This window comes from Streptomyces erythrochromogenes (genome assembly GCF_036170895.1).
Taxonomy (GTDB): Bacteria; Actinomycetota; Actinomycetes; order Streptomycetales; family Streptomycetaceae; genus Streptomyces; species Streptomyces erythrochromogenes.
Genome location: NZ_CP108036.1, coordinates 3,213,871 through 3,227,422, shown reverse-complemented (window position 1 = coordinate 3,227,422; position 13,552 = coordinate 3,213,871). Strand labels below are relative to the sequence as shown.

Here is a 13,552-nt window from a genome sequence, read left to right as displayed (position 1 = left end):
AGGGGGACAGAGATGATAGGCGAACCGGAGCTCGACGCGGCGTGGGAGACCGACCACGCCGCGCGGCCGGCGGAGGAACTCGCACCACGCGAACGGGAGGCGGGGGGTCCGGGGGCGCGGCGGCCGTGGCTGTGGGCGCTGGGCGGGGCCGCGATCGCCTCCGCGGTGTGGGCGGGCGGGCTGTACGCCTTAGGGGACCGGCTGGCTGCGCCGGAGCTCTCGTACCGGGCCACGGAGAACCTGTGCCAGGACTTCGAGGCGCGGGCACTGAGCAAGATCGGGGGGAACCTGCACCGCTACCGGCCGATGAACCAGCAGAACGACCACCCTGCCGTGCGCGGGGCGATCTGCGTGCTGCAGGACGGTGAGACCACGTCGACCCTCAGAGTGCGGGCGCAGGTCGACCTGCACAAGAAGACCGACCCGGCGGCCGAGTTCGACGTGCCGTCGCTCTGGCTCGCCGCCGAGATCGGCGCTGGGCGCACGGAGGCGGTGCAAGGGCTGGGTGAGCGCGCGGTGCTCCTCGTGGCCCCCGGGGACGCGGTGGTCCAGCTCAAGGTGCTGGACGGCGGCGCGGTGTTCACCATCGAGGCCTTCGGCACCGGCAGTACGGGCAACACCCCGGCCGACACCGCCGCGCTCCAGGCGGCGATGGTCGAGGACGCCCGCGCGCTGTTGGCCGCGCTGAAGAAGTAGGGGGTGTGGGGTGATCGGCGAGCCCGAGCTCGACGGGGCGTGGGAGTCGGCGCGCCCGGCCGAGGTCGCGCAGGACGACGCCGTGCCCGCGCGGGGGCCGTTACGGCCGTGGCAGTGGGTGGCGGCGACGGTCGTGGCCACCTCCGCGCTGTGGGCGGGCGGACTGTACGCCTTCGGGGGGCTGCCGGTGGCGGAGCCGGAGGTCCGGTACGCGGTCACGGACGACCTGTGCGGGCAGTTCAAGGCGCCGGCCCTCGGCCGCGCGGTGGGCGGCTTCACGGACTCCACCTCGAACAAGGCCGGCCGACATCCGGCCATGGACTGGGCGTCGTGCAGCTACGACGGTGACAGCCCGGACGGCTCGGGCGGGTTCTCCTTGATGGTCCTGGTCGAGCTCCACAAGAAGACCGATCCGGGCCCCGAGTTCGCGCTGGGTTCGTACTACGAACGGATCCTCGGTGCCGACGTTCCCTGGGAGGAGATGCCCGGCCTGGGGGAGCAGGCCCTGGTGCGCTCCTCCGAGGCCGGTGAAGGGCTCCAGTTGCGCGTCCGTGACGGAGGCGCGGTGTTCAGCTTCGAGGTGATGTTCTTCGGCTTGAGCGAGGGGGAACCCGGCCTCCGGGGGAAGGAGGCGCCGCCGCCCGACCAGGACGCCCTGACGGCGGCGGCGGTCGAGGACGCGCGGGCGCTGATGGCCGCGCTGCGGAAGGGCTGACGACGACGAGGGCCCCGCGACCGGAATCGGTCGCGGGGCCCTCGTCGCCGTACGGGGTGCTGCTACTCGCCGGCGATGGCGGCCTCGGCGTCGAGGGTGACCGCGACGGCCTGGATCACCGAGGCGATCTTGAAGGCCTCCTGGATCGTCTCGCGGTCGACGCCCGCCTTGCGCAGGACCTGCTCGTGCGAGTCCAGGCACTGGCCGCAGCCGTTGATCGCGGAGACCGCGAGCGACCACAGCTCGAAGTCGACCTTCTCCACGCCCGGGTTGCCGATGACGTTCATCCGCAGGCCCGCGCGCAGGGTGCCGTACTCCGGGTCGGAGAGCAGGTGCCGCGTGCGGTAGAAGACGTTGTTCATCGCCATGACCGCGGCGGCGGACTTGGCGGCGGTGTACGCCTCCGGCGAGAGGTTCGCCTTCGCCTCGGGCTCCAGCTCACGCAGGACGCGCGGGGAGCGGGCGGCGATCGCGCAGGACAGGACCGTGCCCCACAGCTGCTGCTGCGGGAGGTCGCTGTTGCCTATGACCGAGCCGAGGTTCAGCTTCAGGTCCTTGGCGAAGTCCGGGACGGACGCCTTCAGGGAGTCGAGGGACATCCGTCACTCACCGGCCAGCAGCGCGCCGGCGTCGATCGTGGCGTCGCCCTTGTTCCAGTTGCAGGGGCACAGCTCGTCGGTCTGCAGGGCGTCGAGGACCCGCAGGACCTCCTTGGGGTTACGGCCCACGGAGCCGGCGGTCACCATCGAGAACTGGATCTCGTTGTTCGGGTCCACGACGAAGACGGCGCGCATCGGCAGGCCGTCCTCGCCCAGGATGCCCAGCTCGGCGGAGAGCTCGCGCTTGATGTCCGACATCATCGGGAAGGGCAGGTCACGCAGGTCGGCGTGGTCCTTGCGCCAGGCGTGGTGCACGTACTCGGAGTCGAGCGAGAAACCGAGGATCTGCGCGTCGCGGTCGGCGAACTCGTCGTTCAGCTTGCCGAAGGCGGCGATCTCCGTCGGGCACACGAAGGTGAAGTCGAGCGGCCACGCGAAGATGACCTTCCACTTGCCCTCGTAGGTCTTGTGGTCGATCTGCGCGAACTCGGCACCGGCCTCGAGCGAGACGCAGGCGGTCAGGTCGAAGGCGGGGAACTTGTCACCAACAGTGAGCACGCGCTCTCCTTGTTCAATGGGAAAAGACCCCTTTTGGGGGTTTTCCGATGGGGTTGGACGTGTCTCACATGCTGGCACAACCTGCATTGATTATGGAAATAGCTAGTCTTGCTGCGGGTGATCGGAGGTACCTATCAGTGGCTGTGGGTAATAGGGGAGCGAAGCAACCGACTCTCGCTCAGTTGCGCGCCTTCGCGGCCGTCGCCGAGCATCTGCACTTCCGTGACGCCGCCGCGGCCATCGGGATGAGCCAGCCGGCGCTCTCCGGCGCCGTCTCCGCGCTGGAGGAGGCCCTCGGCGTGCAGCTGCTGGAGCGCACCACCCGCAAGGTGCTGCTGTCCCCGGCGGGCGAGCGGATCGCCGCCCGGGCGCAGGTGGTGCTCGACGCCGTCGGCGGGCTGCTGGAGGAGGCCGAGGCGGTACGGGCCCCCTTCACCGGGATGCTGCGGCTCGGGGTGATCCCCACCGTGGCGCCCTACCTGCTGCCGACCGTGCTCGGGCTGTTCCACCGGCGCTATCCGCGGATGGACCTCCAGGTGCACGAGGAGCAGACCGGCTCGCTGCTGGAGGGGCTGGCCGGCGGGCGCCTGGACCTGCTCCTGCTGGCGGTGCCGCTCGGCGTGCCCGGCGTGACCGAACTTCCCCTCTTCGACGAGGACTTCGTCCTGCTCGCCCCCCGGGAGCACGCGCTGGCCGGCCGCCGGGACATCCCGCTCGACGAGCTGCGCGACCTCCAGCTGCTGTTGCTCGACGAGGGCCACTGCCTGCGGGACCAGGCCCTCGACATCTGCCGGGAGGCCGGACGGACCACCGGGGCGGACGTCACCACGACCGCCGCCGGGCTGTCCACGCTCGTACAACTGGTCGCCGGGGGACTGGGGGTGACGCTGTTGCCGCGTACCGCGCTGCGGCTGGAGACCGCCCGCAACGAGTACCTCTCCACCGGCTGCTTCGCCGAACCCGCGCCCTCGCGGCGGATCGCCCTGGCCATGCGCACGGGGACCGCCCGCCAGGAGGAGTTCGAGGCGATCGCCGCCGCCCTCCGCGAAGCCGTACGCCCGCTCCCCGTGTGGCCCACCGACTAGGGGGAGTCGTCGGGCCTCCGGGAACGGGCGTACGGGTTCAGGGGCGTACGGGGATCACTCCGTACGCAGGCCGTCCGGGCGCATCAGGCGCAGCAGCGGCGGCAGGCTGAGCAGGGTCACCGCGGCGACGACGCCCGCGCCGACGCCGGTCATCGCGAGGACCGACGGCCAGTCGATCCGGACCGGCTGGGCGGCCATCGACATCAGGACGGCTCCCAGCCCCACGCCCGCACCGGCCGCAAGCACCAGGCCCACCGTGATCGGCACGGCCGTCTGCCACAGCACCGACAGGCTCAGCGTGGAGCGCTTGGTGCCGAAGGCGACCAGCGAGGACAACAGTTTCCGCCGCTCGCGCAGCTGCTCCAGCTGGGAGACGAACAGGCTCCCGCCGATCAGGACCAGCACGGCAGCCGCCCCGAAGAACAGTCCGGTGCGGATCGAGGAGAAGCCGGCGGCCTGCGTGCTGTCCCGCAGCGTCATCGCCGTGACGAACGGGTCCGTCTTGAAGACGGCGTTGCGCGCCCGGTCCAGGGCGTCCGGACCGGACTCGTCGACCTGGACGAAGATCCGCATGTCCGGGAAGTCGCCGAGCTCCTTCGGCGCGGCCGACGGGGTCACCAGCAGGCCGCTGCGCAGCTGCCCGGTGGGGTCCTCCCGGCTGGGGACCGTGCGGGCGCCCGCCGGGACCTTCCACTTCACCGGGGCGGGGCTCTCGGCCGTCTCGGACTCGTACCGCCTCACGTTGCCGACGAACAGCTCGTCGCCGGGCTCGGCCCTGCCCCCGTAGAAGTCGTCGGTCGAGGTGGAACCGGTCAGGACGAAGGCGTCGCCCTCCTTGCACGATTCGAGCACCGCGACCTCGCCGAGCGCCTCGCAGGTGCCGATGGTGACGTGGACCGTCTCCGCCTCCGCGGGCACCTGGTGGGCCGCCTGCGTGGAGGTCAGCGGGACCGCGCGGGTGACGCCCGGCACGGCGGAGATCCGCTGTGCGAGGCCGTCCATGCTGCTCCGCGCGTCGCTGTGCACCATGACCGCGACGGCGGCCCTGCTGGGATCCTGGCCGGTCGACTTCGTGTAGTCGCCCTCGACGCCCGCGAAGAGCATCTGGAGGGCGATGGCGCCCGCGACGGCCACGGCGATGCCGTTGACGAGGCGGGCGGCGCCGCCGGTGTCGACCTGGAGCCGGCGTACGGCCAGCTGCCAGGAGACCGGGCCGCCGGAGACCTTCCCGACGAAACGCTCCAGCAGCCAGGGAAGCAGGACGGTGATTCCGACCAGCAGCAGCACCACGCCACCGCTGACCTGCCACTGGTTGAACCTGCCGTGGTCGTTGCCGCGGCCGCCCATGGGCAGGAGCAGGCCGATGCCGACGAGCGGGAGGAGCAGCCGCCACCAGATGCGGCGCCGGGAGGGCTTGGCCGTACGGACGACGCCGAGCGGCTCGATGACCACACCGCGCAGCGCGAACAGGGTCACGGCCACCGCCGCCGCGGGCACCGCGACGGCGACCAGGGCGGCCAGCCAGGGCGCCGGGTCGAGGTCGGCGGGGAAGACGCTGCGCTGCCGGAGGCTGACGCTGCCGACCAGGGAGCGGCCGACGGCGAAGAAGCCGGTGCCCAGCACCAGTCCGACCAGGGAGCCGGCCAGTGCCTCGCCGGCCGCGATCCGGCGCACCATCCTGCTGTCGGCGCCGACCAGCCGCAGTGCGGCGAGCCTGCGGTCGCGCCGCTCCCCGCCGAAGCGGACGGCGGTGGCGATGAACACGGCGACGGGCATCAGCAGGGCGACGAAGGTCAGGACGACCATCAGCATGAGGACGGGGTCGAGGCCGTCGCGCTCCGCGTCGTAGCCGAAGGTGGTGACGCGGTCGACGCGGTAGTCGTCGGGGCCGTTCTTGGCGAGGCTGTCGTTGCCGAGGTAGAAGAACAGTTCGCCGGGTCCGACCAGCCCCGGGTCGCCGATGGTCTCGCTGACCGGCCCGTCCAGCCGCTCGCGCAGCAGGGAGCCTTCGGAGGACTCCAGCAGCTCCTCCAGGGCGGGGGAGACGGCCATCTCGCCCGCGCCGGGGATCTTCTTCAGGCCGGGCGGCAGCGGGGCCTGCGGGCCCTCGGCCCGCAGCGCGTACCCCTCGATGTCCTTGCCGCGGTACGTCTGGCTGATCCGGGTGATGAGCAGGGTGTCGGGCCCGGGGGCGTCGGCCCGCTCGGAGCTCATCGTCGACCGCGCGTCGCCGCGCTCGTAGCGCGCGGCCAGGGCACCGGGAATGGCGGTGCTGATCAGCAGCAGCGCGACGCCGAGACCGACGCCGACACCGGTGAGCAGGGTGCGGATCCACCCCTCGCGGCCGCCGCCGAAGGCGAAGCGGGCGCCCATGCCGAGATCGCGGGTCCATACCTGGAGCCGGCTCATACGATCCGCTCCATGTCGCGGGACCTGCCGTCGCGTACGACGATCTCGCGGTCGGAGTAGGCGGCCACGCGCGTCTCGTGCGTGACGAGGACGACGGCGGCGTTCGCGGACCGGGCGGCCTCCGTGAGCAACTGCATGACGAGTTCGCCGTTGAGGGAGTCGAGCGCTCCGGTGGGCTCGTCGGCGAAGATCACCCGGGGGCCGGTGACGAGGGCGCGGGCGACGGCCACGCGCTGCCCCTGGCCGCCGGATATCTCGCCGGGGCGCTTGGCGCCGAGGTCCTCCACCTGGAGCTGCTCCATCCAGTGCAGGGCGGTGCGTTCGGCCTCCTTGCGCTTGACGCCGGTCAGGCGCAGCGGGAGGGCGACGTTCTCCACGCAGGTCAGCTCCGGTACGAGCTGCCCGAACTGGAAGACGAAGCCGAACTCGGTGCGGCGCAGTTCGCTGCGTTCGGCGTCGCTCATGGCGGTGAGCTCGCGGCCGGCGTAGGCGATGGAGCCGGAGTCGGGCGGGACGATCCCGGCGAGGCAGTGCAGCAGGGTGGACTTGCCGGAGCCGGAGGGGCCCATGACGGCGACCACCTCGCCCGCGTGGATGGAGAACTCGGCGCCGTCGAGGGCGTTGGTGGTCCCGTACGCCTTGCGCAGGTCCGTGGCGGCGAGCAGGGAGCCGGCCGGGGCCGTCATCGGCGTACCTCCTGGGCGAGCTGGCCGAGGCGGGCGGCGGTGAGCTCCAGCCACCGCAGGTCCGCTTCGAGGTGGAACAGGGCGTGGTCGCAGACGAGCTGGTCGGCGAGGTCGCCCTTGCGCTTGCGGGTCGTCAGCACGCGCATGAGACGAAGGTGCTCGGCCCGCTGGGTGTCCAGCAGTTCGTCGGCGCGGCGGCCGGTGAGCAGGGCGAGGACGACCTTCGTGTAGAGGGTCGAGTGGAGGTACGGATCCGGCTTCTCGGGCTGGGAGAGCCAGGTCTCGACGTCGGTGATGCCGGCGTCGGTGATGGCGTACCGCTTGCGGTCGGGGCCGCCGCCGCTCTCTATGCCGTCGACCTCGACGAGGCCGTTCTTCAGCAGCCGGGACATGGTCGAGTAGACCTGCCCGTAGGCGAGGGGGCGGTCGTGGCCGAACTTCTCGTCGAAGGCCCGCTTCAGGTCGTAGCCGTGGCGCGGGCCGGCCTCGAGGAGGCCCAGGAGGGTGTGACCGATGGACATGGCAGCGACTATACACCGCGTGTATACGCACTGTGTATAGAAGCCCGGCCTGCGGAAACGCGAAAGCCGCTCCCGTGCGCGGCACGGGAGCGGCTTCTCGGCCGCGGTCAGTTCGTGGGCTTGGGCGGTCGTCCCCGGCGGGGAATGGGGCCCGGGGCGGAGGGGAGCCGGCCGGCCTCGGCGAGGGCCCGGCGGAGCAGGAACTCGATCTGCGCGTTGGCGCTGCGCAGCTCCTCGCCCGCCCAGCGGGCCAGTGCGTCGTACACCTGCGGGTCGAGTCGCAGGAGCACCTGCTTGCGCGCCTGGCGGCCCGTCGGCTTCTCCTCGCCGGAGGGGGTCACTGGTAGAGGGTGCCCGTGTTGAGCACCGGCTGGGCGGCGCGGTCCCCGCACAGGACGACCATCAGGTTCGAGACCATGGCCGCCTTGCGCTCCGAGTCGAGGTCCACGATCTCCTCCTCCGCCAGACGGGTCAGGGCGAGCTCGACCATGCCCACCGCGCCCTCCACGATCTGCTTGCGGGCCGCCACGACGGCGCCCGCCTGCTGGCGCTGGAGCATCGCGGAGGCGATCTCAGGAGCGTACGCGAGATGCGTGAACCGGGACTCGATGATCTGCACACCGGCGGCCTCCACCCGGGCGTGCAGTTCGACCGCGAGCTTCTCGGTGATCTCCTCGGCGTTGCCGCGCAGCGACAGGCCGCCCTCCTCGTGCGCGTCATACGGGTACTCGATCGCGATGTGCCGGACCGCGGCCTCGGTCTGCGTCTCGACGAACTCGGTGAAGTCCTCGACCTCGAAGACGGCCCGCGCCGTGTCCTCGACCCGCCACACCACGACCGCCGCCAGCTCGATCGGGTTGCCGTAGGCGTCGTTGACCTTCAGGACGGCCGTCTCGTGGTTGCGCACCCGGGTGGAGATCTTCTCGCGCGAGGTCAGCGGGTTGACCCAGCGCAGTCCGTCGGCGCGGATGGTGCCGCGGTAGCGGCCGAAGAGCTGGACGACCCGGGCCTCGCCCGGCGCCACCGTGTTGAGCCCGCTCATCGCGATCACGGAGGCGAGGCCCAGGAGCACGCCGGCCACGATCAGGGCCGCCTTGGCGGCGGTCGCCGCCGTCACCGCGCCCGCCACGACCAGACCCGCGCCAGCGAGCAGACCGGCGAGTCCGAGCAGCAGCGCCAGTCCGCCGCCGACGCTGCGCGCCGCGAACTCCCTTACGCCTGCCGGATCGGCTATTTGGTTCGTCATGGTTCGCCCCGTTTCTCTGCACGCGGCCGGTCGAGCCGCTTAGCAAAGTGATATCACTTTTTTGCGAATAGGCAACCCATCGGCTTATGTGAGCGTCGGTTCCTGTGACGTGGGTGCTGATTCTCACGTCCGAAATGACCGGTAATAATCCGAATTGGCCAATCTTTGTCACAGCCTGCGGTGTTAGCTTTCTGAGTTGACGTCGGGGGGGTAATCGAGCGGAGCGGGAGCGATGGGCCGAGCAGAAGTGCGTAAGGCGCAGCAGCGCGGTGCGCGGCGGGCGCCGAGCGGACGCGCGAAGGGCGCCAAGGGGAGCGGGGGTACCGGCAAGCGCACCGGCATACGCCGCTTCTTCACCTGGAAGAAGATCCTGGGAACCTTCTTCGGGGTGATCCTGCTCCTCATGGCCGCGGCGATCGCCCTGTACTTCTCGGTGAACGAACCCACCGACCCCAACAAGCAGGCGACGCTCCAGAGCAACACCTACCGGTGGTCCGACAACTCGATCATGGCCAACACCGGCAAGATGAACCGGGAGATCGTCACCCTCGACAAGATCCCGCAGGACGTCCGCACGGCCTTCATCGCCATCGAGAACAAGTCCTTCTACCAGGACCGCGGCATCGACCTGATGGGTGTGGCCCGAGGTCTTTTCAACACCGTCAGGGGCAAGGGCACGGCCGGTGGTTCGACGATCACCCAGCAGTACGTCAAGAACTACTACCTGACGCAGGACCAGTCGGCGACCCGAAAGCTCAGGGAACTCGTCATCTCCCTCAAGGTCGACCAGCGCATGGAGAAGGACGACATCCTCGCCGGCTACCTGAACACCAACTTCTACGGCCGCAACGCCTATGGCATCCAGGCCGCGGCCCAGGCCTTCTACGGCGTCGACGCCGGACAGCTGACGCTGGAGCAGGGTGCCTACCTGGCCTCAGTCATCCAGGCCCCCAGCCAGTACGACCTGGCGACGGCCGGGCCGAACGGCACGAAGCTGGTCAACATCCGCTTCAACGCCGTCCTCGACAACATGGTTGAGATGGGCAAGCTGGACCCGGAGAAGCGCAAGACCATGACGCTCCCGCCGCCCATCAAGCCCAAGCCCCGGCCGGGCATGGACGGGCAGAAGGGCTACCTGGTCCAGGCGGCCAACGACGAGCTGAACAAGCAGGGCATCACCGACGCGATGATCACGGCGGGCGGCTGGAACATCACGCTCAACGTCGACAAGAACAAGCAGTCGGCGCTGGAGAAGGCGGTCCAGGACGAGCTGGAGTCCAAGCTCGACCGCAAGGACACCAAGGGCAGGCCGCAGGACCAGAGCGTCCAGGCCGGCGCGACCTCCGTGGACCCGAAGACCGGTGCCGTCGTCGCGATGTACGGCGGAGTGGGCCTGGAGGAGAAGTCCGCGAGCAATGCCCTGCGCACGGACTACCAGCCGGGCTCGACCTTCAAGCCGATCGTCCTCGCCTCCGCCCTGGAGAACGCCTCGAACACCCAGGACGGCAAGCCGATCACCCCGAACGCCCTCTACGACGGCACGAGCAAGCGCCCGGTCGTCGGCAGCAAGATCCCGTTCAACCCGCAGAACCAGGACAACACGAACTACGGCAATCCGATGATGACGGTCCAGGAGGCGACCAACTTCTCGGTGAACTCCGTCTACGCGCAGATGATCGTGGACGTGAAGCCGCCCAACGTGAAGAAGACGGCCCTGGAACTCGGCATGCAGGACCGCGAGGGCTGGCCCGAGGACAAGCCGGCCATGGCCCTGGGCACGATGAGCGCGAACACCCTGGAGATGGCGGGCGTCTACGCCACCCTCGACAACCACGGCAAGAAGGTCACGCCGACCATCGTCAAGAAGGCCGAGCACAAGGACCGCGAGTTCACCCCGCAGGAGGCCGTCGGCAGCCAGGCCATCAGCCGCAAGACCGCCGACACCGTCACCAAGGTGCTCCAGGGCGTCGTGGAGGACGAGGGCGGCTCCGGCAACAAGGTCCGCAGCAGCGCCTACCAGGCCGGCGGCAAGACCGGAACCACCGAGTCCAACGTGGCGGCCTGGTTCACCGGCTACACGCCCGAGCTGGTCACTGTCGTCGCCATGTTCGGCGAGGACCCCAACACCCACAACCAGGTCACCCTGACCGGCACCGCCGGCCTCGGGCGCGCGGGCGGATCCAGCTTCCCCGCCTCGATCTGGAAGGCGTACACCCTCGCCGCCCTCAAGGGTGTGGACACCGGCAAGTTCCAGCTGACCGAGGCCGACATGGGCGCCGTGCAGACGCCGTCCCGCAGCGCCTCGCCGTCCGCCTCGCCGAGCCAGTCCTCCAGCGCGCCGGCCGTCACCAACAGCCCGACGCAGTCGCCGACGCAGACGTCGCCGACCCCCACCACGACCAAGACGGGCGGCACGCCCACCGGGACGACGTCTCCGACGGCCACGGCCACGAAGACCAACGGCCCCAAGCCGCCGGACCCGCCGATCCTGGGCCAGGACCCGGGCAACAACTGAGAACACCGCCGCCCCGCAGCCGACAAGGCTGCGGGGCGGCGGCGTTTCACAGGTCCGGTCCGGGCAGGTCCGGTCCGCCGGCGGTCAGCGCCGTTCGCCCGCCCCCGGCAGGGGGAGTTCGAACCAGACGACCTTTCCGCTGCTGAGCCGGGTCGCGCCCCAGCGCCGGGCCAGCCGGTTGACCAGGAACAGGCCGCGGCCGCCCTCGTCGGTGTCCCGCGCGCGGCGCTGGCGGGGCAGCTGCGGGGAGTCGTCGCCGACCTCGCAGCGGAGCACGTCCGTACGCAGCAGACGCAGCGTCACCGGCCGCTCCGCGTACCGGACGGCATTGGTGACGACCTCGCTCACCAGCAGCTCCAGGGAGTCGCTCAGCTCCTCCAGGCCCCACCGGGTCAGCGCCCGGCGGGCGAACCGCCGGGCCCGGCCCGGTGCGGTCTCCTCCGGGTCCAGGAACCAGTACGCGACGTCACTGGGCGCGATGCCGTCGAACCGGGCCGCGAGCAGCGCGATGTCGTCGTCCCGGTCGCCCGGGCCCAGCATGTCCAGCACGTCGTCGCAGAGGGCCTCCAGCGGCGGCGGGTGGTCCAGGCCGGTCAGCTGCGCGGTGGTGGCCAGGCGCTCGCGGAGCTGCTCGATGCCGGTCCACACGTCCCGCAGGCGCGACTCCACCAGGCCGTCGGTGTAGAGCAGCAGGGTGGCCCCGGCGGGCGCGTCCAGCTCCACGGCCTCGAAGTCCACACCGCCGACGCCGATGGGGGCGCCGGGCGGTACGCGCAGCACCTCGGCCCGGCCGCCCAGGTGCAGCAGCACCGGCGGCGGATGGCCGGCGTTGGCGATGGTGATCCGGTGCGCGACGGGGTCGTAGACGGCGTACATGCAGGTGGCCATGCGGTCCGTGCCGAGCCGCTGCGCCTGTTCGTCCAGGTGGTGCAGCACCTCGGCGGGCGGCAGGTCCAGCTGCGCCAGGGTCTGGGCGGTGGTGCGGAGCTGGCCCATGATCGCGGCGGAGGTCATCGAATGGCCCATGACGTCGCCGACGACGAGCGCGACCCGGCTGCCGGGCAGCGGTATGGCGTCGTACCAGTCGCCGCCGACCCGGGCCGTCTCGGCCGCGGGCAGGTAGCGGGAGGCCAGCCGCACCCCGGTGGGCTGCGGCAGGCTGTCGGGCAGCATGGTGCGCTGGAGCTCGTCGGCGATGTACGCCTCGCGGCCGTAGAGGACCGCCTTGTCGATGCCGAGCGCGGTGTGGGTGGCCAGCTGGGCGGCGACCAGCAGGTCGTTCTGCTCGAAGGCCGGGCGCTCGGGACTGCGCAGGAAGACGGCGGCGCCGATCACCCGGCGGCGGCCGCGCAGCGGCGCGAGGACCGCCCGGTTGCCGCGCGGCAGCGGGTGGTCGAGGCCGAGCAGCTCGGGCAGCGCGGCGCGGGCGGCGGCGGAGGACCCGAAGACGGGCCGTACGCCGCGCAGCACCTCGGCGAGCGCGCCGCCGGGCCGGATCTCGCACAGCTCGGCCGCGGGCAGGTCACCCTGCGGTCCGACCAGCGGCAGCTGGCTGAAGTCGAGCTCGCCGGTGGCCCCCGCGGCCCCGGCGAGGTCCATCCCCGCGCCGATGGTGCTGCTGATGTCGGTGAGGTCGTCGATCGGCCGGAGCCGGTCGGTGCGGCGCAGCCTTAAAACGACCGGGCCGACGGGCCGTTCGTCGCCCACCGGGAGCGGGTCGCGCAGGTAGACGAGGATGGCGTCGGAGAAGGTCGGGACGGTGGCCCGGCACAGGCCGAGCACGATCTCGTCGAGGTCGATGCCGCGGGCGATCCGCCGGGTGGCGGCGCCGACGAAGCGCAGCCGGTCCCCCTCGCGGCGCGCGGCGGTCGCGTCCGGACCGCCCCCGCCCGCCGGTGCGGACCCGCCGGCCCCGTGGAGGCCCGCCGTGCCGCCCCCGCCGCCCGCGGCGGCCGGGCCGGCTCCCGCGGGCGGGGCGGAGGCGTCGTGGGCGTCCTCGGCCTCCCGGGGGCGGGCGTTGTCGTGGTCCTGGCCCGGGCCGGAGCCCGCGGCGGCCGGAACCTCCGCCGACGCCGCTCCGCGCGGCCGGGGGAGTCCCGAGGCGGAGCCCGCCGCCGAGCGCGCGGCCCGTACGTCGGAAGCCGCCGCCGCTGCCGCAGCGCCCGGCTCGGCCGCTGGGCCGGCGCCGGTGCCCGCGGCATGCGTGCGTACGGCCTCGGTGGCGGCGATGGGCGCCTTGCCGTGGCCGGCCTCGTCCGTACCTCCGCCGGAGGCGACGGGCTGCGGGCCCTCCTGGGAGGTGGGGTACTCCGTCACGCGTGGAATTCCGTCCGTTTGCGCTCGATGTGCGCTGCACTCAACTCGGTCAGTCGCGGTATACCCGCTCAGCGGCCCGGGCACCATCACCCAGAGGTTCCTCGCTCGAACTTCTCCCCCGGCCTGCGGCCGGGAGCTCCCCGGGCGGGCCCCCCGCCCCGTCGTCGCCTCTCCTCGTGTGCCGACCTCCGGTCAGATCCCGTGTA

Annotated in this window: 12 protein-coding genes; 4 read left to right on the top strand and 8 right to left on the bottom strand. The window is 71.7% G+C overall.

Annotated features, from left to right (window positions below; all coding sequences use genetic code 11):
* Positions 1-12 precede the first annotated feature (12 nt).
* On the top strand, positions 13-696 hold the full coding sequence (locus OHA91_RS14360) for a hypothetical protein (protein ID WP_328739315.1): 684 nt from the start codon (positions 13-15) through the stop codon (positions 694-696).
* Positions 697-706: 10 nt separating this feature from the next.
* The gene (locus OHA91_RS14355; protein ID WP_328739314.1) at positions 707-1,411 is read left to right on the top strand and encodes a hypothetical protein; all 705 of its coding nucleotides are present in this window, start codon (positions 707-709) and stop codon (positions 1,409-1,411) included.
* A gap of 62 nt (positions 1,412-1,473) precedes the next feature.
* Here OHA91_RS14355 and OHA91_RS14350 read toward each other — a convergent pair whose 3' ends face one another.
* Both OHA91_RS14350 and OHA91_RS14345 read right to left on the bottom strand, forming a co-directional pair.
* Positions 1,474-2,010: an alkyl hydroperoxide reductase gene (locus OHA91_RS14350; protein ID WP_266498101.1), complete on the bottom strand. Its 537-nt coding sequence runs from the start codon at positions 2,008-2,010 to the stop codon at positions 1,474-1,476.
* Between the two features lie 3 nt (positions 2,011-2,013).
* Positions 2,014-2,568, bottom strand: a complete 555-nt coding sequence (locus OHA91_RS14345) for a peroxiredoxin (protein WP_030850437.1) — start codon at positions 2,566-2,568, stop codon at positions 2,014-2,016.
* Positions 2,569-2,660: 92 nt separating this feature from the next.
* Between OHA91_RS14345 and OHA91_RS14340 the strand changes: the two genes are divergently transcribed.
* Complete coding sequence (locus OHA91_RS14340; protein WP_276566254.1) at positions 2,661-3,653, top strand: hydrogen peroxide-inducible genes activator; 993 nt, start codon at positions 2,661-2,663, stop codon at positions 3,651-3,653.
* 54 nt (positions 3,654-3,707) lie between these two features.
* Here OHA91_RS14340 and OHA91_RS14335 read toward each other — a convergent pair whose 3' ends face one another.
* The 5 genes from OHA91_RS14335 to OHA91_RS14315 form a co-directional block, all read right to left on the bottom strand.
* A complete protein-coding gene (locus OHA91_RS14335; protein WP_328739313.1) occupies positions 3,708-6,062 on the bottom strand; it encodes an FtsX-like permease family protein in 2,355 nt (784 codons plus the stop codon).
* The gene (locus OHA91_RS14330; protein ID WP_031153290.1) at positions 6,059-6,748 is read right to left on the bottom strand and encodes an ABC transporter ATP-binding protein; all 690 of its coding nucleotides are present in this window, start codon (positions 6,746-6,748) and stop codon (positions 6,059-6,061) included. Before OHA91_RS14330 ends, OHA91_RS14335 begins: the two co-directional genes overlap by 4 nt.
* The gene (locus OHA91_RS14325) at positions 6,745-7,269 is read right to left on the bottom strand and encodes a PadR family transcriptional regulator (protein ID WP_030850425.1); all 525 of its coding nucleotides are present in this window, start codon (positions 7,267-7,269) and stop codon (positions 6,745-6,747) included. The genes OHA91_RS14330 and OHA91_RS14325 overlap by 4 nt, the downstream gene beginning before the upstream one ends.
* 107 nt (positions 7,270-7,376) lie before the next feature.
* The gene (locus OHA91_RS14320) at positions 7,377-7,610 is read right to left on the bottom strand and encodes a hypothetical protein (RefSeq protein WP_031153287.1); all 234 of its coding nucleotides are present in this window, start codon (positions 7,608-7,610) and stop codon (positions 7,377-7,379) included.
* Positions 7,607-8,515 carry an SPFH domain-containing protein gene (locus tag OHA91_RS14315; protein WP_031153285.1) on the bottom strand — a complete coding sequence of 303 codons (909 nt, stop codon included), beginning with the start codon at positions 8,513-8,515 and terminating at the stop codon, positions 7,607-7,609. Before OHA91_RS14315 ends, OHA91_RS14320 begins: the two co-directional genes overlap by 4 nt.
* A gap of 232 nt (positions 8,516-8,747) precedes the next feature.
* Between OHA91_RS14315 and OHA91_RS14310 the strand changes: the two genes are divergently transcribed.
* A complete protein-coding gene (locus OHA91_RS14310; RefSeq protein WP_328739312.1) occupies positions 8,748-11,030 on the top strand; it encodes a transglycosylase domain-containing protein in 2,283 nt (760 codons plus the stop codon).
* A gap of 84 nt (positions 11,031-11,114) precedes the next feature.
* Here OHA91_RS14310 and OHA91_RS14305 read toward each other — a convergent pair whose 3' ends face one another.
* Complete coding sequence (locus OHA91_RS14305) at positions 11,115-13,346, bottom strand: SpoIIE family protein phosphatase (protein WP_328739311.1); 2,232 nt, start codon at positions 13,344-13,346, stop codon at positions 11,115-11,117.
* Positions 13,347-13,552 lie beyond the last annotated feature (206 nt).

Excerpts from the sequence above, each read along its gene's own strand:
- OHA91_RS14360 (WP_328739315.1), top strand. The coding sequence starts at position 13 with ATGATAGGCGAACCGGAGCTCGACGCGGCGTGGGAGACCGACCACGCC.
- OHA91_RS14350 (WP_266498101.1), bottom strand. The coding sequence starts at position 2,010 with ATGTCCCTCGACTCCCTGAAGGCGTCCGTCCCGGACTTCGCCAAGGAC.
- OHA91_RS14340 (WP_276566254.1), top strand. The coding sequence starts at position 2,661 with ATGGAAATAGCTAGTCTTGCTGCGGGTGATCGGAGGTACCTATCAGTG.
- OHA91_RS14335 (WP_328739313.1), bottom strand. The coding sequence starts at position 6,062 with ATGAGCCGGCTCCAGGTATGGACCCGCGATCTCGGCATGGGCGCCCGC.
- OHA91_RS14330 (WP_031153290.1), bottom strand. The coding sequence starts at position 6,748 with ATGACGGCCCCGGCCGGCTCCCTGCTCGCCGCCACGGACCTGCGCAAG.
- OHA91_RS14325 (WP_030850425.1), bottom strand. The coding sequence starts at position 7,269 with ATGTCCATCGGTCACACCCTCCTGGGCCTCCTCGAGGCCGGCCCGCGC.
- OHA91_RS14315 (WP_031153285.1), bottom strand. The coding sequence starts at position 8,515 with ATGACGAACCAAATAGCCGATCCGGCAGGCGTAAGGGAGTTCGCGGCG.
- OHA91_RS14310 (WP_328739312.1), top strand. The coding sequence starts at position 8,748 with ATGGGCCGAGCAGAAGTGCGTAAGGCGCAGCAGCGCGGTGCGCGGCGG.